The 18,010-nt window shown below is 40.8% G+C and carries 14 protein-coding genes, 1 tRNA gene, 1 pseudogene and 1 riboswitch; of the genes and pseudogenes, 10 read left to right on the top strand and 6 right to left on the bottom strand.

Annotation, left to right across the window (positions count from 1 at the left end; all coding sequences use genetic code 11):
- Together Q0192_RS01190 and Q0192_RS01185 are read right to left on the bottom strand one after the other, a co-directional pair.
- On the bottom strand, positions 1 to 1,240 hold a 1,240-nt coding region (locus Q0192_RS01190), incomplete at its 3' end, for a DUF2851 family protein (RefSeq protein WP_299284844.1).
- A gap of 98 nt (positions 1,241 to 1,338) precedes the next feature.
- Complete coding sequence (locus Q0192_RS01185) at positions 1,339 to 1,986, bottom strand: DUF47 family protein (protein ID WP_299284841.1); 648 nt, start codon at positions 1,984 to 1,986, stop codon at positions 1,339 to 1,341.
- Between the two features lie 279 nt (positions 1,987 to 2,265).
- On the opposite strand from Q0192_RS01185, the gene Q0192_RS01180 reads away from it, so the two are divergent.
- The 5 genes from Q0192_RS01180 to Q0192_RS01160 all read left to right on the top strand — a co-directional run bounded on the left by Q0192_RS01180 (position 2,266) and on the right by Q0192_RS01160 (position 9,228).
- The gene (locus Q0192_RS01180) at positions 2,266 to 3,669 is read left to right on the top strand and encodes a TolC family protein (protein WP_299284839.1); all 1,404 of its coding nucleotides are present in this window, start codon (positions 2,266 to 2,268) and stop codon (positions 3,667 to 3,669) included.
- 44 nt (positions 3,670 to 3,713) lie between these two features.
- On the top strand, positions 3,714 to 6,980 hold the full coding sequence (locus Q0192_RS01175) for an efflux RND transporter permease subunit (RefSeq protein WP_299284835.1): 3,267 nt from the start codon (positions 3,714 to 3,716) through the stop codon (positions 6,978 to 6,980).
- Positions 6,946 to 8,082 carry an efflux RND transporter periplasmic adaptor subunit gene (locus Q0192_RS01170; RefSeq protein ID WP_299284832.1) on the top strand — a complete coding sequence of 379 codons (1,137 nt, stop codon included), beginning with the start codon at positions 6,946 to 6,948 and terminating at the stop codon, positions 8,080 to 8,082. Before Q0192_RS01175 ends, Q0192_RS01170 begins: the two co-directional genes overlap by 35 nt.
- Positions 8,083 to 8,215: 133 nt before the next feature.
- Positions 8,216 to 8,289 (top strand) — tRNA-Arg (locus Q0192_RS01165).
- A 297-nt stretch (positions 8,290 to 8,586) separates the two neighbouring features.
- On the top strand, positions 8,587 to 9,228 hold the full coding sequence (locus Q0192_RS01160) for a hypothetical protein (RefSeq protein WP_299284829.1): 642 nt from the start codon (positions 8,587 to 8,589) through the stop codon (positions 9,226 to 9,228).
- An 88-nt stretch (positions 9,229 to 9,316) separates the two neighbouring features.
- Here the strand turns inward: Q0192_RS01160 and Q0192_RS01155 are convergent, their stop codons facing one another.
- Complete coding sequence (locus Q0192_RS01155) at positions 9,317 to 9,805, bottom strand: hypothetical protein (protein WP_299284826.1); 489 nt, start codon at positions 9,803 to 9,805, stop codon at positions 9,317 to 9,319.
- 146 nt (positions 9,806 to 9,951) lie between these two features.
- Between Q0192_RS01155 and Q0192_RS01150 the strand changes: the two genes are divergently transcribed.
- The gene (locus Q0192_RS01150) at positions 9,952 to 10,626 is read left to right on the top strand and encodes an SOS response-associated peptidase (protein ID WP_299284823.1); all 675 of its coding nucleotides are present in this window, start codon (positions 9,952 to 9,954) and stop codon (positions 10,624 to 10,626) included.
- Between the two features lie 16 nt (positions 10,627 to 10,642).
- Here the strand turns inward: Q0192_RS01150 and Q0192_RS01145 are convergent, their stop codons facing one another.
- From Q0192_RS01145 to mqnE, 3 genes are all read right to left on the bottom strand, one after another.
- On the bottom strand, positions 10,643 to 11,389 hold the full coding sequence (locus Q0192_RS01145) for a menaquinone biosynthesis protein (protein ID WP_366518125.1): 747 nt from the start codon (positions 11,387 to 11,389) through the stop codon (positions 10,643 to 10,645).
- Between the two features lie 80 nt (positions 11,390 to 11,469).
- Positions 11,470 to 12,093: a histidine phosphatase family protein gene (locus tag Q0192_RS01140; RefSeq protein ID WP_299284820.1), complete on the bottom strand. Its 624-nt coding sequence runs from the start codon at positions 12,091 to 12,093 to the stop codon at positions 11,470 to 11,472.
- Positions 12,094 to 12,132: 39 nt separating this feature from the next.
- On the bottom strand, positions 12,133 to 13,320 hold the full coding sequence (gene mqnE, locus Q0192_RS01135) for an aminofutalosine synthase MqnE (protein ID WP_299284817.1): 1,188 nt from the start codon (positions 13,318 to 13,320) through the stop codon (positions 12,133 to 12,135).
- A 207-nt stretch (positions 13,321 to 13,527) separates the two neighbouring features.
- Between mqnE and Q0192_RS01130 the strand changes: the two genes are divergently transcribed.
- The 4 genes and pseudogenes from Q0192_RS01130 to Q0192_RS01115 all read left to right on the top strand — a co-directional run.
- Positions 13,528 to 14,649 carry an aminotransferase class V-fold PLP-dependent enzyme gene (locus Q0192_RS01130; protein ID WP_299284814.1) on the top strand — a complete coding sequence of 374 codons (1,122 nt, stop codon included), beginning with the start codon at positions 13,528 to 13,530 and terminating at the stop codon, positions 14,647 to 14,649.
- A gap of 100 nt (positions 14,650 to 14,749) precedes the next feature.
- Positions 14,750 to 14,860: riboswitch (SAM riboswitch) on the top strand.
- Between the two features lie 202 nt (positions 14,861 to 15,062).
- A complete protein-coding gene (locus Q0192_RS01125; RefSeq protein WP_299284811.1) occupies positions 15,063 to 16,391 on the top strand; it encodes an O-acetylhomoserine aminocarboxypropyltransferase/cysteine synthase in 1,329 nt (442 codons plus the stop codon).
- Between the two features lie 78 nt (positions 16,392 to 16,469).
- Positions 16,470 to 17,525: a homoserine O-acetyltransferase gene (metX, locus tag Q0192_RS01120; RefSeq protein ID WP_299284808.1), complete on the top strand. Its 1,056-nt coding sequence runs from the start codon at positions 16,470 to 16,472 to the stop codon at positions 17,523 to 17,525.
- 6 nt (positions 17,526 to 17,531) lie between these two features.
- Positions 17,532 to 18,010, top strand: a pseudogene (locus Q0192_RS01115) (homoserine dehydrogenase); the annotation flags it as partial.

Below are 18,010 nucleotides of genomic sequence, written 5' to 3'. Positions count from 1 at the left end.
GTTTTTTACTGCAATAATGGTTATAAAGTTCGATTATTGCCTGCGAGTTTCCGGCGGTTTTCAGTTTTACGCCTGCTTCTATAAAATTACTGATAATAAAATTGTTTTCGCAAGGCAAATTTTCTAATAGTTGCAGGGCGCGTTCGTGGTGCTTTTCGGATCGGTTTTCTTTCGCGTAAGCAAACAAAAAAACAGCAACGGTATTGATCAGGATATTTTCTGCCGAAGCCTGTCCTAATTTTTTTGAACTTGGTTTGGATTCTTTATTAAACTGGTAATGGTTCGTCCAATAGTTGGACGGATTTATACCGGTAAAAACAGCATTGATATTTTCCGGGTTTTCTAATTTTAAAATCTCAGCCAAAAAACGGTTTTGCCGGTGCATCAAAACTGCAAATTGTGCCAATCGGATGGTTGGAAAATTTGGTGGACGCAACCGCAAAAACTTCCACAAATGTTTTTCAATCGGCTTTAAACCGTATTTCTGTTGCAAAAACTGATACTCTTTTTGCAGGGACAAAACGTACAAATCCTCAGAAGGATCATTCAGAAAACCAGCCTGGCCAAAAATCAAAGCTTCAGTCTGCGATAACTTGTGCGTGTGTTTGGCGAGAATGTTTAAAGGCAAGGCTTTGGCCAACAGTTCAAAAGGCAAGGCATTTACTTTAAAGCCGAAGTTTGCAGCCAGTGTTTGGTAAAATGCTTCTTCCCAATTGCCTTTTAAAAAAGTTACTTTTTCTAAAACTTGTGCCGATTTTTCTTCCAAGCGTTCGATCAGCATCCGGTCTAACCAATTTTTGATGGTAAATTCATCAATATGATGAATAGTTTTTTGGCAGGGAAAGGCAACATGTTCGGCATACAGCAGGTTTTGATACCTTAATAACAGCGCGTCTTCAATCCGGTCTTCCAGCACCAAAACCGGCATTTTCAAACCTTGCTGGTTCAAAATCTCCAGGTCGTTTTTGTAAACCACGTGTAAAATCACGTTGTTGTACGAAGCATCCTGGCTGTGTTCGTGCCGCATCCAATCCGAAGCGCGGAGGTGGATTTCTACATTTCCGGCCCAAAGCGTTTCGCCAATCCTGATTTTTGCGTTTTGAAAATCAGGGCCGGCATGATGATGCTGATTTCCAGTAGAAATAATTTGAATTGGAGATCCATCCGCAGTACTTAAATTGTGCTGGTTATACAAGCGGAACTTCCAAATATAATGAAGCAGGTCTTCTGCAAAAATCATTTAAAGCAATTTAAATATTGCTTTAAAGATAAAAAAAGCTAATTAATAGTTAATGGCTGATAGATAATGGTTAATAGCTGATAGCCGAAAGCTGACAGCTAACCATTTTTAATCATAATAGATTCGACCACTTTAACCACATCTTTGCACATATCGGTTGCGGTTTCCAATCCAAGCAAAACTTCCTGGTATTTGATGACTTTGATCGGGTCTTTTTCATTGTCAAAAAGATCAGCTACAGCTTTGTTGTAAACATGGTCGGCTTTGGTTTCGATGGCGTAAATCGAATTGCAGTAAGTGGTTATTTTGTCCACATGTTCAATGTCTTTTAACGCATCAATCAGCGCGCGCAGTTCGATTGCAGCTTGCAAAATCAGATCGGCCAGCAATTGCATTGGCGAGGTAAACTCCTTTAAATCATACAAAAACATGCGGTTGGCCGATTCGTGGATGTAATCGGCCACATCATCAATAGAAGAAGTTAGTGCGTGGATATCTTCGCGGTCAAAAGGCGTAATAAAGTTTTTTCCAAGCTCGATGTTGATGTGGTGCGTAACGTCATCGCCAATGTTTTCCAGCCGGTCTATCTTGTGGTAAAGGTCTTTGGTGTTGATGAAAGGCGTTTCAAACAGTGCTGTTTTTAAAAGCTCGGCCATTGCCACCACGTTTTCGGCAGCATGATCAAACAAAGGAAAAAAAAGCTTTTTACCTTTTGGCGTAAAGTAGTCTAAAAGCGTGCTAAACATGGGGTGGGTGGATTTTACATTAAAGGTAAATGCTGCTATGTTAACAAATTGTTAAGGATTTAAAATTGTGGAAAAAAATGCAATAACTTTTGATACTGTTTTTACCGGCAAAAAATTTAGTTTCGTTTTACAGTTCTTGCATTCATTAATAAAGTTGTTACAAACCGCTTTAGTGCGCAAAAGCTATATTTGCACGCATCAGAAAGCAAACTGGCGGTGCAATTTTATCCTTATTGCTGAAGATTTTTGTACCGCCAAATTTTATCATCATAACAATTGATGTGCTACCGGACTATTTTTCGCCAGGGGTTATGCCTGATGTTTTTGTTAAGTGCCTGCCCTGCTGTTTTTGCACAGCAAAAAATACTGACTTTAAAAGAAGCTGTACAAAACGCGCTGCAAAATTATGGCACCATCAAAGCAAAGGCCAATTATGCACAGGCATCGGCAGCAACTTATAAAGCAACTAAGCGCGAATATTTGCCAAACCTAACCTTGTCGGGGCAGAACGATTTCGGAACAGTAAATTCGCAATATGGCCCATACTATGGTTTTGGCGGATTGGGCGTCGCTTCTGGCGGGCCGATTTTAACCGAACAAAACTGGAACGCTGCTTTTGGTGGCTTGTATTTGACCAACGTAAACTGGGATTTTTTCTCATTTGGAAAATCAAAAGAAAGGATAAAAGTAGCTGCAAAACAGGTAAACTTAGACCAAAGCGATTTTGTACAAGAGCAGTTTCAACACGAAATCCGTGTTTCTGCTGCTTACCTTAATTTGCTGGCTTCGCAACAGTTAAGCCGTTCGCAGGAAAAAAACCTGCAACGTGCGCTTGCTTTGCGCAATGTAATTGTTGCCCGCGTTAAAAGTGGTTTAAACCCCGGCGTTGATTCTTCTTTGGCCAATGCCGAAGTTTCCAGCGCACAAATTGCTTTGACCAACGCACAGGATGTGGTGCAGCAGCAAGGCAACCAATTGTCGCAATACCTCGCCGTTACGCCTGTAGATTTTGTTTTGGACAGCGCTTTTGTCAACCAAATCCCAAAAACGCTGGATACGGCAACCAATTTAAATATTGAAAACCATCCTACACTGCGCTATTTTCAAAACCGAGTTACAATCAGTTCCGAACGGGAGAAATACCTGCATACGTTTAATTATCCAACTTTTACTTTGTTTAGTGTTTTCCAAAGTCGCGCTTCAGGTTTTAGCAACTACAGCCTCAACCAAACCATTTACACCCAAAATTATTTTGATGGTGTAAACCCAACGCGTTCCAATTATCTGGTCGGTATTGGCGTAACCTGGAACCTCACTCAAATTTTACGTATCCATGAGCAGGTGAAAGCACAAAAGTTTACTTCGGAAGGATTAAAAAACGAATACAACTTGGTAAACCAGCAGTTGGGCAGCCAGTTAATTTTGTCGAGAACACGCATTCAAAACGCTTTAAAAAATTACCAGGAAGCACCGATTGGGTTAAAAGCAGCATCGGATGCGTACCTGCAAAAAACGGTTTTGTATAAAAACGGTCTGGCAACTATTGTAGATGTAACACAAGCTTTGTACACGTTGAACCGTGCCGAAACCGACCGCGACATTGCTAACAACAATGTTTGGCAGGCTTTGCTTTATAAAGCTGCTGCAAGCGGAGATTTCGGAATGTTTTTCAATGAATTTTAAACCAATTTTATCCCGGTAAAAGAAGTATATAGAACGCGAGCAATATGGGATTAATAAAAAGTGCACTTAGAAAACCAATCACAATTTTAGTTATTGTAGCCGGAGTTTTCTTTTTTGGGCTGAACGCCATCCGCAATATCAAGATTGATATTTTCCCGGATTTGAACCTGCCTGTCATCTACGTTTCGCATCCTTTCGGCGGTTATACACCATCACAAATGGAAGCATATTTTGGCAAGCAGTATGTTAACCTGATGCTTTATGTTTCGGGAGTTAAAAGTATAGAAACCAGAAATATACAAGGCTTAACATTGATGAAATTAACGTTTTATGAAGGAACAAATATGGCGCAGGCCGCTGCCGAAGTAACTGCTTTTGCCAACCGGGCACAAGCTATTTTTCCGCCTGGGTCGCAGCCGCCTTTTATCTTGCGTTTTGATGCTTCAACATTACCTGTTGGCGAATTGGTATTGCGAAGTTCTACAAGAAGTAATAACGAATTGCAAGACATGGCCAATGTGTATATCCGTTCGGCATTTACTTCTATTCCCGGTTTGGTTGCGCCTGCCCCTTTTGGCGGAAACGTTCGGACAGTGGTAATCAAAGTGGACCCGGAACTACTGCGTTCGCACAACCTAACGCCTGATCAAATTGTTGCCGCCCTTCGCGACAACAACCAAACTTCACCGGCCGGGAACGTGCGTATCGGAAACCTCAACTACCTCACGCCCACAAATACTACCATAAAAACAGTAAAAGATTTTGAAAACATCCCGATTTATAAAGGCAGTGTCCAAACTGTTTTCCTAAGGGATGTTGCTTCTGTAGAAGATGCTGCCGATATCACCAGCAGTTATGCCTTGGTAAACGGTAAAAGATCTGTTTACATCGCCATTACCAAATCGGCTGATGCTTCAACCTGGGAAGTTGTTCAAAACCTGAAAAAAGCTTTGCCACGCTTGCAAAGTTTATTGCCGGACGATGTAAAGTTGAGTTATGAGTTTGATCAATCGGTTTACGTAATCAATGCCGTAAAAAGTTTGGTAACCGAAGGTGCCATTGGTGCAGTTTTAACCGGATTAATGGTGCTACTGTTTTTGGGCGACAGGCGCGCAGCACTGATCGTAATCTTTACCATTCCGATTTCTTTGATTTCTGGTGTAATGTTTTTATACCTGTTCCATCAAACCATCAATATCATGACTTTGAGTGGTTTATCTTTGGCCATCGGAATTTTGGTGGATGAATCAACGGTAACCATCGAAAATATTCACCAGCATTTGGATATGGGCAAACCGAAAAGCCTGGCCATTTGGGATGCCTGTAAGGAAATTGCTTTCCCAAAATTGCTGATCCTGTTTTGTATCCTGGCCGTGTTTGCGCCGGCCATTACCATGAAAGGCATTCCAGGTGCTTTGTTTTTGCCGCTCGCGCTGGCTATCGGCTTCTCCATGATCACTTCTTACCTTTTGGCTCAAACCTTCGTTCCGATTATGGCCAATTGGATGATGAAAGGCCACGAGATTGACGAACACGAAAAAGATTACAAGGCAACCGGCGAAGGCGATACCTGGGAACAGAAAAAAGTACTGCTAAAAGAAGCATCGGCAGATCCCAAAAATCAGTCTTCTAAATTTGATAAGTTCCGTTCCCGTTACCTAGGCTTGATGAACCGCCTATTTAACAACCGCCGCATTGTAGTTTCTGCTTACGCGATTTTAGCAATTGGTATCACCGCAATCTTATTATCTACCATTGGAAGAGATGTTTTGCCAAAAGTGAACGGTGGACAATTTCAAGTGCGGTTAAGGGCGCCAGACGGCACACGTTTAGAACGCACCGAAGAAGATGTGGTAAAAACACTACAGGTGTTGAATGATATGGTTGGTGCAAAAAATGTGGCCATTACTTCGGCCTTTGTTGGTCAGCACCCCGGGGCATACTCTACCAGCCCCATCTATTTGTTTATGGCCGGCCCACAAGAAGCCGTTTTACAAGTGAACCTAAGCGAAGATTATAAAACAAATTTAGACGATTTGAAAGAAAGGTTCCGGCATAAAATGAAAGCAGCGATGCCGGATGTAAAGCTGTCTTTTGAACCGATAGAACTAACAGACAAAATTTTAAGCCAGGGTTCGCCAACCCCAATTGAAGTGCGTATTTTAGGGAAAAACAAAAAGCAAAACGAAGAATACGCTTTAAAGGTTCAGGATAAACTGCAAAAAATCAGTTATTTAAGAGATGTACAGTTAGGGCAATCGGTCAAATACCCAAGCATTGATATCAATATCGACCGGACACGGGCTGCACAGTTAGGTTTAGATGTTTCTGATGTTTCCCGTTCTTTGATCGCTTCCACTTCATCGTCCCGGTTTACCGAAAAAAATATTTGGTTGGACGAAAAAGCCGGGCAAACTTACAGCGTACAAGTGGAAGTGCCTGAATATAAAATGGCAAGCATGAATGATATACGCGAAATATCTTTGCTGAACAATCAGCCACGCCCGAATTTAGGCGATGTTGCCGATCTAAAACAAGGAACAACTTATGGCGAAAACGACAATGTAGGCGCTTTGCCCATGCTTTCGGTTACGGCCAATTTAAACCACATGGACTTGGGCACGGCAACAGACGATGTGCAAAAAGCAGTTAAATCTTTAGGAAAACTGCCCAAAGGTTTAACAATAGAAACCAAAGGGTTAAGCCAGGTTTTAACAGAAACTTTAGACAGCTTGCAATCAGGTTTAATCGTTGCAATTGTTGTGATCTTTTTGATGCTGGCCGCAAATTTCCAGTCTTTTAAAGTTTCACTGGTGGTGCTGTCTACCGTTCCGGCTGTGTTGATGGGTTCGATGCTGATGCTTCTTTTAACCGGTTCAACTTTAAACCTGCAATCGTATATGGGCATGATCATGTCTGTTGGCGTGTCTGTTTCCAATGCGGTGTTGATGGTTACGAACGCAGAACATTTGCGGATGCACAACGGAAACGCGTTAGAATCTGCAAAAGAAGCCGCTGCTTTGCGGTTGCGTCCAATTTTAATGACCAGTTTAGCTATGATCGTGGGGATGATTCCAATGGCATCCGGTTTGGGCGAAGGCGGAGACCAAGCCTCGCCGCTGGCACGTGCGGTTATCGGCGGCCTCATTGCTTCTACTTTTGCCGCTTTGTTGATTTTGCCGCTTGCTTTTGCCTGGTTGCAAGGCAATGCCACCACAGATTCTGTTTCTTTAGATCCTGAAGATAAAGAGAGTAAACACTATATTCCATCACTTTATGAAAACGCAACCGAACAAGAACAACCTGCTTAAAGCCTTTTTGCTAATCGGCTTGATCAGTTTTACTGGTTTGATAAGTTCTTGTCATACAAAAGATAATAATACCTCACAGGAACAAACAGATCAGCAGGAAAGCATTAAGCCTGCCCCTTTAGAAACCATTTCTTTAAAAAAAGGGATGCTTTCTACTAAGCTCGAAATTCCGGGAGAACTAACACCATACCAACAGGTAGATTTGTATGCCAAAGAAAGCAGTTTTGTAAAAAAGGTTTACGTAGATGTAGGTTCCGAAGTAAAAAAAGGCCAGTTGCTGGTGAGTATGGAAGCACCAGAAATCAACTCAAATTTGGCAGCGGCACAATCCAAACTGCAATCGCTGAAAGCCATTTATACGGCCAGTAACTCCAATTATAACCGTTTTGTTGAAACCGCAAAAACGCCGGGAACGATTTCTAAAAACGATATTGACAAAGCGGCTGCCCGCAAAAATTCTGACGAAGCAGAACTGAATGCAGCAAAAGCTGCCTATCAATCTATTGCCGCTACCCGCGCTTATCTGGATATCCGTGCGCCTTTTAATGGTGTAGTGAGTGCGCGTAACATCAATCCCGGCGCTTATGTTGGGCCTTCGGGCAAAGGTTCTGAAGTGCCGTTGTTTGTTTTGCAGGAACAAAAGCGTTTAAGGTTGGTGGTTTCTGTACCCGAACTGTACACCGGTTTTTTAAAGATGAACGACGAGGTGAGTTTTAGCGTAAAAGCTTTGCCCAGCCAACTATTTAAAGCCAAAGTAAAACGGATGGCTGGCGCTTTGGATGAGCGGCTGCGTTCGGAAAGGCTGGAAATGGACGTTTACAACGACCGAAAAAAATTGTTGCCGGGCATGTATGCCGAAGTAAACCTTCCGCTTCCGTCTTCCGACAGTACTTTTTTGATCCCCAAAACAGCTTTGGTTACTTCCACCGAAAAAGTTTTTGTGGTTCGGGTGATCAACAACAAAGCACAATGGGTTGATGTAAAAAAAGGCCGCGAAGGCGGCAACCAGGTAGAAATTTACGGAAAACTAAACGAAGGCGACCAATTGGTAAAAACTGCTACGGATGAAATACGCAATGGGTCAACCATCAAAACAAAATAATTTTATAAGCTCCAATTGTTTTCACCGGCGATGATAAAATTAATTTTTACCGTTGACCGGAAACGATAATTTTATAATTTTGTGCTTCTTTTATGGCACTAAATTTTATGTGGTAAAAGAAGTATCAAAAAATGCACCCATAGCTCAGCTGGATAGAGCAACGGTTTTCTAAACCGTCGGTCTCAGGTTCGAATCCTGATGGGTGTACAAGTTATAAACGGCCTTAACTTCGTAAGTTGAGGCCGTTTTTATGTTTCACAATATTTGCTTTATACAAAAACTCTATCTTTATTAAATAGCTTTTTTGTGAAAGTTGGACAAAATGGATATTTGCCTGCAAAAGAGTATGTTTTTTAAATGATTTTAAACATGGCATCGGTTCAAGACCCTTTTTTAGATTAAAATCTGGTTTGAGATTGGTTTGATATATTGGTAGCGAGAGGTACAAAAACACACTGCAACTTATATTACTAAAAAAACAGATACCTATATTTATTGGTAAACATGATAGAATTTTTAAAAAAATATTTTATTAGTAGAAAGGAAAAAAGGCTAAAAAAGAAATTTAATCATCTTTATAAAAAATTTGTTCCTCAAATTTTATCTGATATAAATGCTTTGGAAGCAGGAAACGATCTTCTTGTTAAATTACATGGATCTGGGGCTAAATCGGTTATTATTGATAGTATTTTATTTTACAAATACGCTATTTTAGATATAGTAGGTTTAGCAAATATTTGGACCAATACAAACCAGGCTGAGGAGAATTTAATAGTAAGACTTCTTGCAGGAACTCTTTATGAATTCTTAGATGATAGCAGATACTTTTTAAGTAAAAAGTTTAGGGTAAAAATGGCAGCAATGCCTTATTCAGAACGATATTTGTATGAATTTGATAACATCGCAGATATTTTTAGACTTATCAATGATGAATTTTTAAAAATGCTTGGTGACATTCGAAACAATACTGCTTTTCACAAAAGCAAAGATCCAAGAATTTTTAAAAAAGTAAAAGACGATATAAACGAAGTTCACTTTGGTCAAGTAGTTCTTTCTACCTTCTATCTTTGGATTAAAATTAATAAGTTTCACAGACTTTTTTTAAACTGCATTCTTGAGTATGAGAAAGATAAACAGCATAAATAATAATATAAAATGCTTCTTTTACTACTGTAAAAATGATTTCCATTTTTAGAAAGCATTTTATCATGCTATTAATCCTGGAATTAGATCTTCAAAACATGCTAATGAAAAAATTAACGAATTTATTTGGACTGCCTTTATCGACAACCAAATCATAAACCGGTTCTTCCATCAACGCATTTTTCAGCAATTCTTTACCTTGTTTCGGGAAAAGGTATTTCTGTACCTGCAGCCAATCTACATAAGCCTTGCCGCTCAACTCGCTAAAGGTTAATGGGCAACCCAAAGCGGCGTCATCAATATAAATATTAGCGTAAATTTTTGGCGATTTGGAATAATGCTCCTGCCGGGGATTATGGTTTACGCCATACAAAGGGATTTCGTGGTACGATAAGTAAGCGACAGCTTCCTGGAGTTTTCTGCCGCTGCGCATCGTAATCAAAATAATTTTTCCGCCTTCGTCTGTTATTTTTTTCAGCGTTTTGATGCAATGCGGAATGTCTTTCCCAATCTTTGGAAACTCGTGTGTAACTACCGTTCCATCAAAATCCAACCCAATCGTAACACCTTTATAAAACATAAATTTAGCTTTAATGGCTTTTATACGGATTTCTCCAATCAAAAGTTATGGAAAAAGGGTTATGTTGGTTTGAAAGATTTACGCCGGCATACTGTTTTTACCGGCAAAAAATTGGTGTAAAGATTTAAGACCAAAAAACGAAAACAATGTGTGCAAGATTTACCATGACGCAGGAAGACAAAGCCTTGCTGGCCGAGTTTGAGGCAAAAACGATTGACGAGCAGTACCGGCAAAGCTATAACCTGGCGCCTACGCAACTGGCACCGGTCATCATCTCCCAAAAGCCGGAAGCAATACAGCTATTTCATTTTGGCCTGGTTCCATTTTGGGCGAAAGACAAAAAAAGCAGCTATTCGATGATGAACGCGCGGCAGGAAACCGTGTTAGAAAACAACACTTACAAGCCTTTAATGATCCACAATAAACGCTGCTTGGTTTTGGCAGATGGTTTTTACGAGTGGAAAACGGAAGGCAAAAAGAAGCTGCCGTACCGTTTTGTGTTGTTGAATAGAAATGCCTTTGCTTTTGCCGGTTTATGGTCGCAGTGGAAAAGTGAGGACAAAAAAGAGGTTTACGAATCTTTTACCATTTTAACCACCACACCAAACGAACAAGTTGCAACCTTGCATAACCGGATGCCGGTTATCTTAACCAAAGAAGAAGAAAAACTGTGGCTGGCCGATGATGTTCCTCCTGCCGAACTCATCAAACTTTGCGACTCTTATCCAGATGAAGAAATGAAAATGTACCCAGTTTCTACCGATGTGAACAAAGCGGTAAACAACCACCAGGATTTGATTTTGCCGATGAACAGCAAATAAGCCATGCTTCTTTTACCTATAGTTTTTTGATGTAGTCCAAGAACAAATTCAAAGCTTGTCGTTTATCTTCTGTTAAGTTGAAATCCAATTTATTGAAAAGATAATCGCGCAAATCAAAATTCGGGTAAACAGGCAGTTGTTTCAGCAATTCTTCCCGCTCATCCAAACCCGCTTTTAAAGCTTTATTAAAGGCAGCCATAAATTCAGGGTCAATTGGTTTATTGGCAACCCAGGCCGCAAAAACAAAAGGCAAACCCGTTAACTGTTGCCAAACTTCGGCCAAATCATAAACGTAGGGAAACTTGTTTTTCTTGCCGAAAGTACGGTCACCAATTTGCACGAATGCTGTTTTTACATTGGTAGAATTGGCGTAATCCACAGCATTTATGAGTTGCTTCGGATCAACTTTCCAATAGTTTTTCAACAACACTTTTGCCAGGTTATTAGACGATCTTGATTCCGGATCCAACTGAATAATATTTGCATCTTCAATCGCACAGTTGCTAAAAATAAATACAGAATTAACCGCACCAACCGCGCCAATACAATAATCAGAAACAATATGCCAATATGGCAAGTTTAACAAAGCCGCAACTGGTATCAATCCTATATCTGCTTTATTATCAATTAGTTTTTGGGCACAATCTGAAGGCGTATCTAAGCTTAAATCAATACGGTTTTGGATAGGATCATGCTGTAAACCATAAATAAAAGGTTTGGTATTGGTATAACTAACAGCAGAAATGCGAATATTATTTATCAAAATAAAAGGTATAAATCAAAAATATTGCAAGCTTTGATACCGAAAATATTGCCGGTAAAAGAAGCATTGCTTAAAAAATATTATAGTAAATATTTAAGGTGGTCCGTATTGTTAAAGTCCTCAATATGGAACTTTTCACCATCAAAATTGACTTTGTACAAGGTGGTGTTTCGGTGCGGATAATTGTCCATTTCGGTCAGTGGCAATTCATTTAACAAACAAAGAAAAAGCCGCATTGCCCGGCCATGCATGCAAATCAAAACTGTTTTTTCTTCCGGATGGTCCATGATTTCTTCCAGCGCAACTTTTTGCCGGGTTTGTACTTCGTTCGGGCTTTCGCCGTCTTCAAAACGTACATCCAATTCGCCGTCTTTCCAGCTTTGCATAATTTTTTTGAACCGGCCGCGAGTTTCTTCGCTTACAGCTTTGCCTTCGTATTTTCCCCAAGCCATCTCGTCCAAACCGGATAATTGCTGCCAGGGAATGCCGCTGTCAATAAAATGTTGTACAGTTTGGTGTGTGCGTTTCAGTTCAGAAGTGTAAATTTTATCGAAAGGAATATTTTTATAAGCCTTGTAAAACGCTTCGCCTTGCTTGCGGCCAGTTTCGTTTAAATCGGTGTTCATGCCGCGGCCTTGTACAATCCCTGCTTTGTTCAGGTCGGTTTCACCGTGGCGGATAATGTAAAGCGTTTTTTTAGTCATTAAAAGAAGTATCAGTTTTGCGTCGTTTTAAACAAAAAATTAGTTTAGAACGGGCAATTTATAAAATTGAGGCTTTACTTCGTCCTCAAACTGGAAATCCTGGTAGTTGGTAACCACATTGTACAACGTATCGCGCTCAATAGGAACTCGGCCAACTTGTTTAATCAGTTCCACCAGTTCTTTCGTCGTCATTCCCGGGTGTTGTTCCTCTGCCCCGGCCATCGAATAAATTTTAGTTGTATCGTCCAGCGTTCCGTCAATATCGTCTACACCAAAATTGAGTGAAAGTTGCGCCGTGTTCCGGCTGATCATCGCCCAATAAGCTTTAATGTGATCAAAATTATCGAGATAAATCCGTGAAATTGCGTAATTCCTTAAATCTTCAATCACCGTAGTTTCCGGCACGTGCGACATTTGGTTATCCTGGTTCCTAAATTTCAACGGAATAAAAGTTTGAAAACCTCCCGTTTTATCCTGCAATTGGCGCAAACGTTCCATATGATCTATCCGGTGCCAAAACTTTTCAATATGTCCGTACAACATTGTCGCGTTTGACCGTCCGCCCAGCTTGTGCCATTCTTCGTGGATTGCCAGCCATTGATCGGCCGTACATTTATCTTTCGCAATCAACTCGCGCACTTCGGGATGAAAAATTTCAGCGCCGCCGCCAGGGATAGATTGCAAACCAGCTTCCTGCATCAACCGCATTCCTTCGGCATAATTAATCTTCGCTTTTTTGAAGATGTAATGGTATTCTACCGGCGTTAAAGCTTTGATATGCAAGTCAGAACGGTGGTTTCTGATCCGGCTAAACAGTTCCTGATAAAACGGAACATCATACTGCGGCAATACGCCGCCAACGATATGCACTTCGGTAACCGGCTGCCCGTCGTACTTTTTTACAATGTTAAACATATCGTCCATCGTGTATTCCCAACCTTCTGAACGCTGTTTTAATAAACGCGAATACGAGCAGAATTTGCAATCGTAAACACACAAATTGGTGGGTTCGATATGGAAATTTCGGTTAAAAAAAGTGTTGTTGCCGTGGCGTTTTTCGCGGATATAATTGGCCAGAATTCCGAGAAAAGGCAGCTCGCCATTTTCATATAAAAACACACCTTCTTCAAACGTAATCCTTTCATTTTGAAGGACTTTTGCAGCAATGGCGCGATGTTGCGGAGAAAGCCTTGGACTGTTGATCAAGCCCTGTAAAGTATCAGGCATAACAATTATTATTTGCGCAAAAATACGATTAAAACGGCAAAGGAGCTTTGTTAGGGTTGCCGCCTACAACAACATGCTTCTTTTACCGATGTTTTTTACATTGGATTGATTGTGAACGCCATTAAAACTGATTAAAGCAGGATTTATAAAAGTTTTTTCTGATTTTGCAGCCTTTTGCGACACCAATTTTTACCCGATAAAAGAAGTATGAAGATAGAAACGATAGCCATACATGCCGGAAACCAGTTGGACCAGGGAAACAAAGCCGTGATCCAGCCGATTACTTTATCAACCACATTTGAGCGTGCCGATGATGGCTCTTATCCAACCGGATATTCTTATGGCAGGAGCAATAACCCGAACCGGAACTCGCTGGAAAACGTGTTGGCCAAGTTGGAAAACGGCACGGCGGCGGCGGCTTTTTCTTCGGGAAATGCAGCGGGAATGACGGTTTTTCAATCTTTAGAACCCGGAAGCCATTTGATTTGCCCCAACGATATGTATCATGGTTTGCGCAATCAGTTAAAAAAAATTTTTGCCGACAAGCTGGAGTTTGATTTTATTGATTTGAACGATTTGGAATTGGTTGAAGCTTCCATCAAACCAAACACAAAACTGATTTGGGTAGAAACGCCTTCCAATCCGCTTTTAAAAATCACGGATATTACCGCTATTGCCGCTATTGCCAAAAAAGCATCGGTAAAAACAGTATGCGACAATACTTTTGCCACGCCTGTTTTACAACGTCCGCTGGATTTGGGAGCCGATCTCGTTATGCACTCAACCACAAAATATTTGGGCGGGCACAGCGACGTTTTGGGTGGCGCTTTAGTTGCCCGGGAAGCTGATGAATGGTGGTTAAAGTTGAAGCAGATCCAGGAAATGGGCGGCTCCGTTCCCGGCCCTTTTGATTGTTACATAACCGTTCGGGGTATTAAAACTTTGCCATATCGAATAAAAGGACACGTAGAAAATGCAACGAAACTGACAGCTTTTTTAGAAAACCATCCAAAAGTAGAGCGTGTTTTTTATCCCGGTGCAGCTTCTCACCCACAATTTAAAATCGCCCAAAAACAAATGTCAGCAGGCGGCGGCATGTTGTCTTTCCTGATAAAAGGTGGTGCAAAAGAAGCATTGGCCGTTATCAACAAACTGAAAATATTTACCCAGGCAACCAGTTTGGGCGGCGTAGAAAGTTTGATTGAACATCGTGCTTCTGTGGAAGGGCCAGATACGAAAACGCCACAAAACCTCATTCGTGCTTCAGTGGGATTAGAAAATATCGAAGATTTGGTAGAAGATTTAACCACTGGTTTAACTGCTATTTGAAATTAAAAAGAACGAAATTTGGATTTTTATCATTTCTGTTTATACATTTGAAACAATATTTGGTAGCGATACCATTCTAACCCAACCTCTCGCAGGTTTTGGTTTATAAAGAAGTGGCGAGAGATCAGGCTCTGCAACCCACTGGCAACCCTTGCAAAAGCGAGAAGGTGCCAATTCCTGGCCCGGAAAATAACCCCGGGAAATATAAATTGATAAAAAAACATGTATAAAAACAGCATCTTCCCAACGCAAAGCAGCAAAACTGCCATCAAAAAAACAAGTTTTGGTATTTGGTTTAACCGAATGTGTTGCTGCTAACGCAGCATAATAAGTTAAGCATCAATTAATTTGCGGCAGTTTCTCCTGCATATCAATAAACCACAAACCAAATTTTTCAATCTAAAAAAACAAAAATGGCAACTCAAGCATCACATAAATTTGAAACCTTACAACTTCATGCCGGTCAGGAAGTTGATCCGGTTACCGGTTCCCGCGCTGTACCTATTTATCAAACTACTTCTTACGTTTTTAACAGTTCGGAACATGGTGCCAATCTTTTCGCGTTAAAAGAATTTGGGAACATTTATACCCGGATTATGAACCCGACAACAGATGTTTTCGAAAAGCGGATTGCAGCTTTAGAAGGTGGCGTTGCGGCTTTGGCTACTGCTTCCGGGCAGGCAGCGCAGTTTATCGCTTTAAATAATATCCTGCAAACAGGCGACAACTTTGTTACTTCCCCTTTTATTTACGGTGGAAGTTACAATCAGTTTAAAGTTGGTTTTAAACGTTTGGGGGTTGAAGCGCGATTTGCAAAAGATGACAAAGCAGCAAGCATTGAAGCTTTAATAAACGATCAAACAAAAGCCATTTATATCGAAACAATTGGTAACCCTGAATTTAATGTTCCTGATTTTGAAGCCATTGCCGCTATCGCCAAAAAGCATGATCTGCCTTTGGTGGTAGACAATACTTTTGGTGCCGGTGGTTATTTGTTCCGGCCGTTAGAACATGGCGCAAACATCGTGGTTGAATCGGCAACGAAATGGATTGGCGGACACGGAACCAGTATTGGTGGTGTGATTGTGGACGGCGGAAACTACAATTGGGGAAATGGAAAATATCCACAATTTTCAGAACCTGCAGAAGGTTATCACGGCATTGTTTTCTCGGATATTTTTGGTGTAGACAGTGCGATGGGCAATATTCAGTTTATCATTCGTGCACGTGTAGAAGGTTTGCGCGATTTTGGCCCTTCCCAATCTCCGTTCAACTCGTTTTTATTGTTGCAAGGATTGGAGACGCTTTCTCTGCGTGTGCAGCGGCACGTAGAAAATGCGTTGGAACTGGCGCAATGGCTGGAAGCGCATCCGGAAGTGGAGAAAGTGAATTATCCAGGATTGGAATCTTCTCCGTATCATTCCCTCGCCAAAAAATATCTGAAAAATGGTTTTGGCGCTGTTTTGTCTTTTGAGTTGAAAGGCGAAAAAGAAAGAGCGATACGTTTTGTAGATAGTTTAAAACTGGTTAGCCATTTAGCCAATGTCGGCGATACTAAAACTTTAATTATCCAGCCTTCTGCAACCACCCATCAGCAACTGTCGGCCGAAGAACAATTGGCTGCGGGCGTAAAACCAAATGCTTTGCGCGTGGCAGTTGGCATCGAACATATTGATGATATTAAAGCCGATTTTGAACAAGCTTTTGCCCTGGTTACGCAACTGGAAACAGAATTGGTATAAAATAAATAAGCTGATTAGCAATATCTTATTGCTAATCAGCTTATTTAAATTGGTTTTGGCCGAACCTTAATTTTATTGATGAGCTTACAAAAATTTACAAGCACTGATCGTTTTACTTTAGAATCTGGTAAGCATTTGCCCGGCCTTAATATTGCTTACCATACTTTTGGCCATCTCAATTCCGAAAAAAACAATGTGGTTTGGGTTTGTCATGCTTTAACCGCAAATTCTGATGTATTGGACTGGTGGCCGGGTTTGTTTGGCGAAAAAGCTTTGTTCAACCCGCAGGAACATTTTATTGTTTGCGCCAACATTCTGGGTTCTGCTTATGGGACCACCAATCCGCTAAGTATCCACCCAAAAAATGAAGAACCTTATTTTCTAACTTTTCCCGAATTTACCATTCGTGATGTGGTTAAAGCACATCAATTGCTGGCCAAACATTTAGAAATTGAACAGATTGAAACGCTAATCGGTGGTTCTTTGGGTGGACAACAAGCTTTGGAATGGGCAATTGCAGAACCTGAAAAAATGAACCGCTTGATTGTTTTGGCCAGCAACGCCAAACATTCTCCCTGGGGAATTGCCTTTAACGAATCGCAACGGCTGGCTATTGCTGCCGATCCTACCTTTTATAAAAGCGTACCAAACGGAGGAAATATCGGGCTAAAAGCAGCACGCAGTTTGGCCTTGCTTTCTTACCGCAGCTATCAAACTTATGCTGTTACGCAAGCAGACGATGATTTGCAAAAAAGAGATTCTTTCAACGCTTCTTCCTACCAAAATTACCAGGGACAAAAATTGGTAAACCGCTTTAATGCATACAGTTACTGGTATTTAACTAAAGCAATGGACAGCCATAATGTGGCACGAAACAGGCTGAGTTTAGAAAGTGCCCTGGGACGAATTAAAGCCAAAACATTGATTATTGCCATTGCTTCTGATATTCTTTTTCCGCCAGACGAACAACGCTTTCTTTACCGCAATATTCCCGGTGCTGCTTTTGCCGAGGTAGAATCCTTATTTGGCCATGATGGTTTTTTAATAGAAACAGAAGCTTTAAGTAAAATCATACATTCTTTTTTAAAACAACAAGTTATAGTAAAGCCTGTCCTTTTATCCGGCACGGCCTAAATCCTTATGAGTAAAAAATTAAATATCGGCCTTTTTGGTTTTGGTGTGGTTGGCCAGGGTTTGTACGATATTATCAAAACAAAACATTTAAACCTGGAGATTATCAAATTTGTGATCAAAGATGCCACGAAAGAACGCTCCTTGCCGCAATACTTATTTTCTACCGATAAAAACAGTATCCTTCAAAACCCGGAAATCAACACGGTTGTCGAACTGATTAACGATGCAGATGCTGCTTTTGAAATTGTTTCCGCAGCGATCAAAGCAGGCAAAAATGTAGTTTCGGCCAATAAAAAAATGATTGCGCAGCATTTGTCAGAACTGATTGATTTGCTGCACCAGTACGGAACCTCGCTGTTGTACGAAGGCGCAGTTTGCGGCAGTATTCCCATCATTCGGAATTTAGAAGAATATTACGATAACGAGTTGCTGTATTCCATTAGCGGGATTTTTAACGGTTCTTCCAATTACATTTTGTCAAAAGG

The sequence above is a fragment of the uncultured Mucilaginibacter sp. genome, assembly GCF_937859865.1.
Taxonomy (GTDB): domain Bacteria; phylum Bacteroidota; class Bacteroidia; order Sphingobacteriales; family Sphingobacteriaceae; genus Mucilaginibacter_A.
Note: the sequence above shows the minus strand (reverse complement) of the source record. Positions and strands in the feature narration are given on the sequence as shown.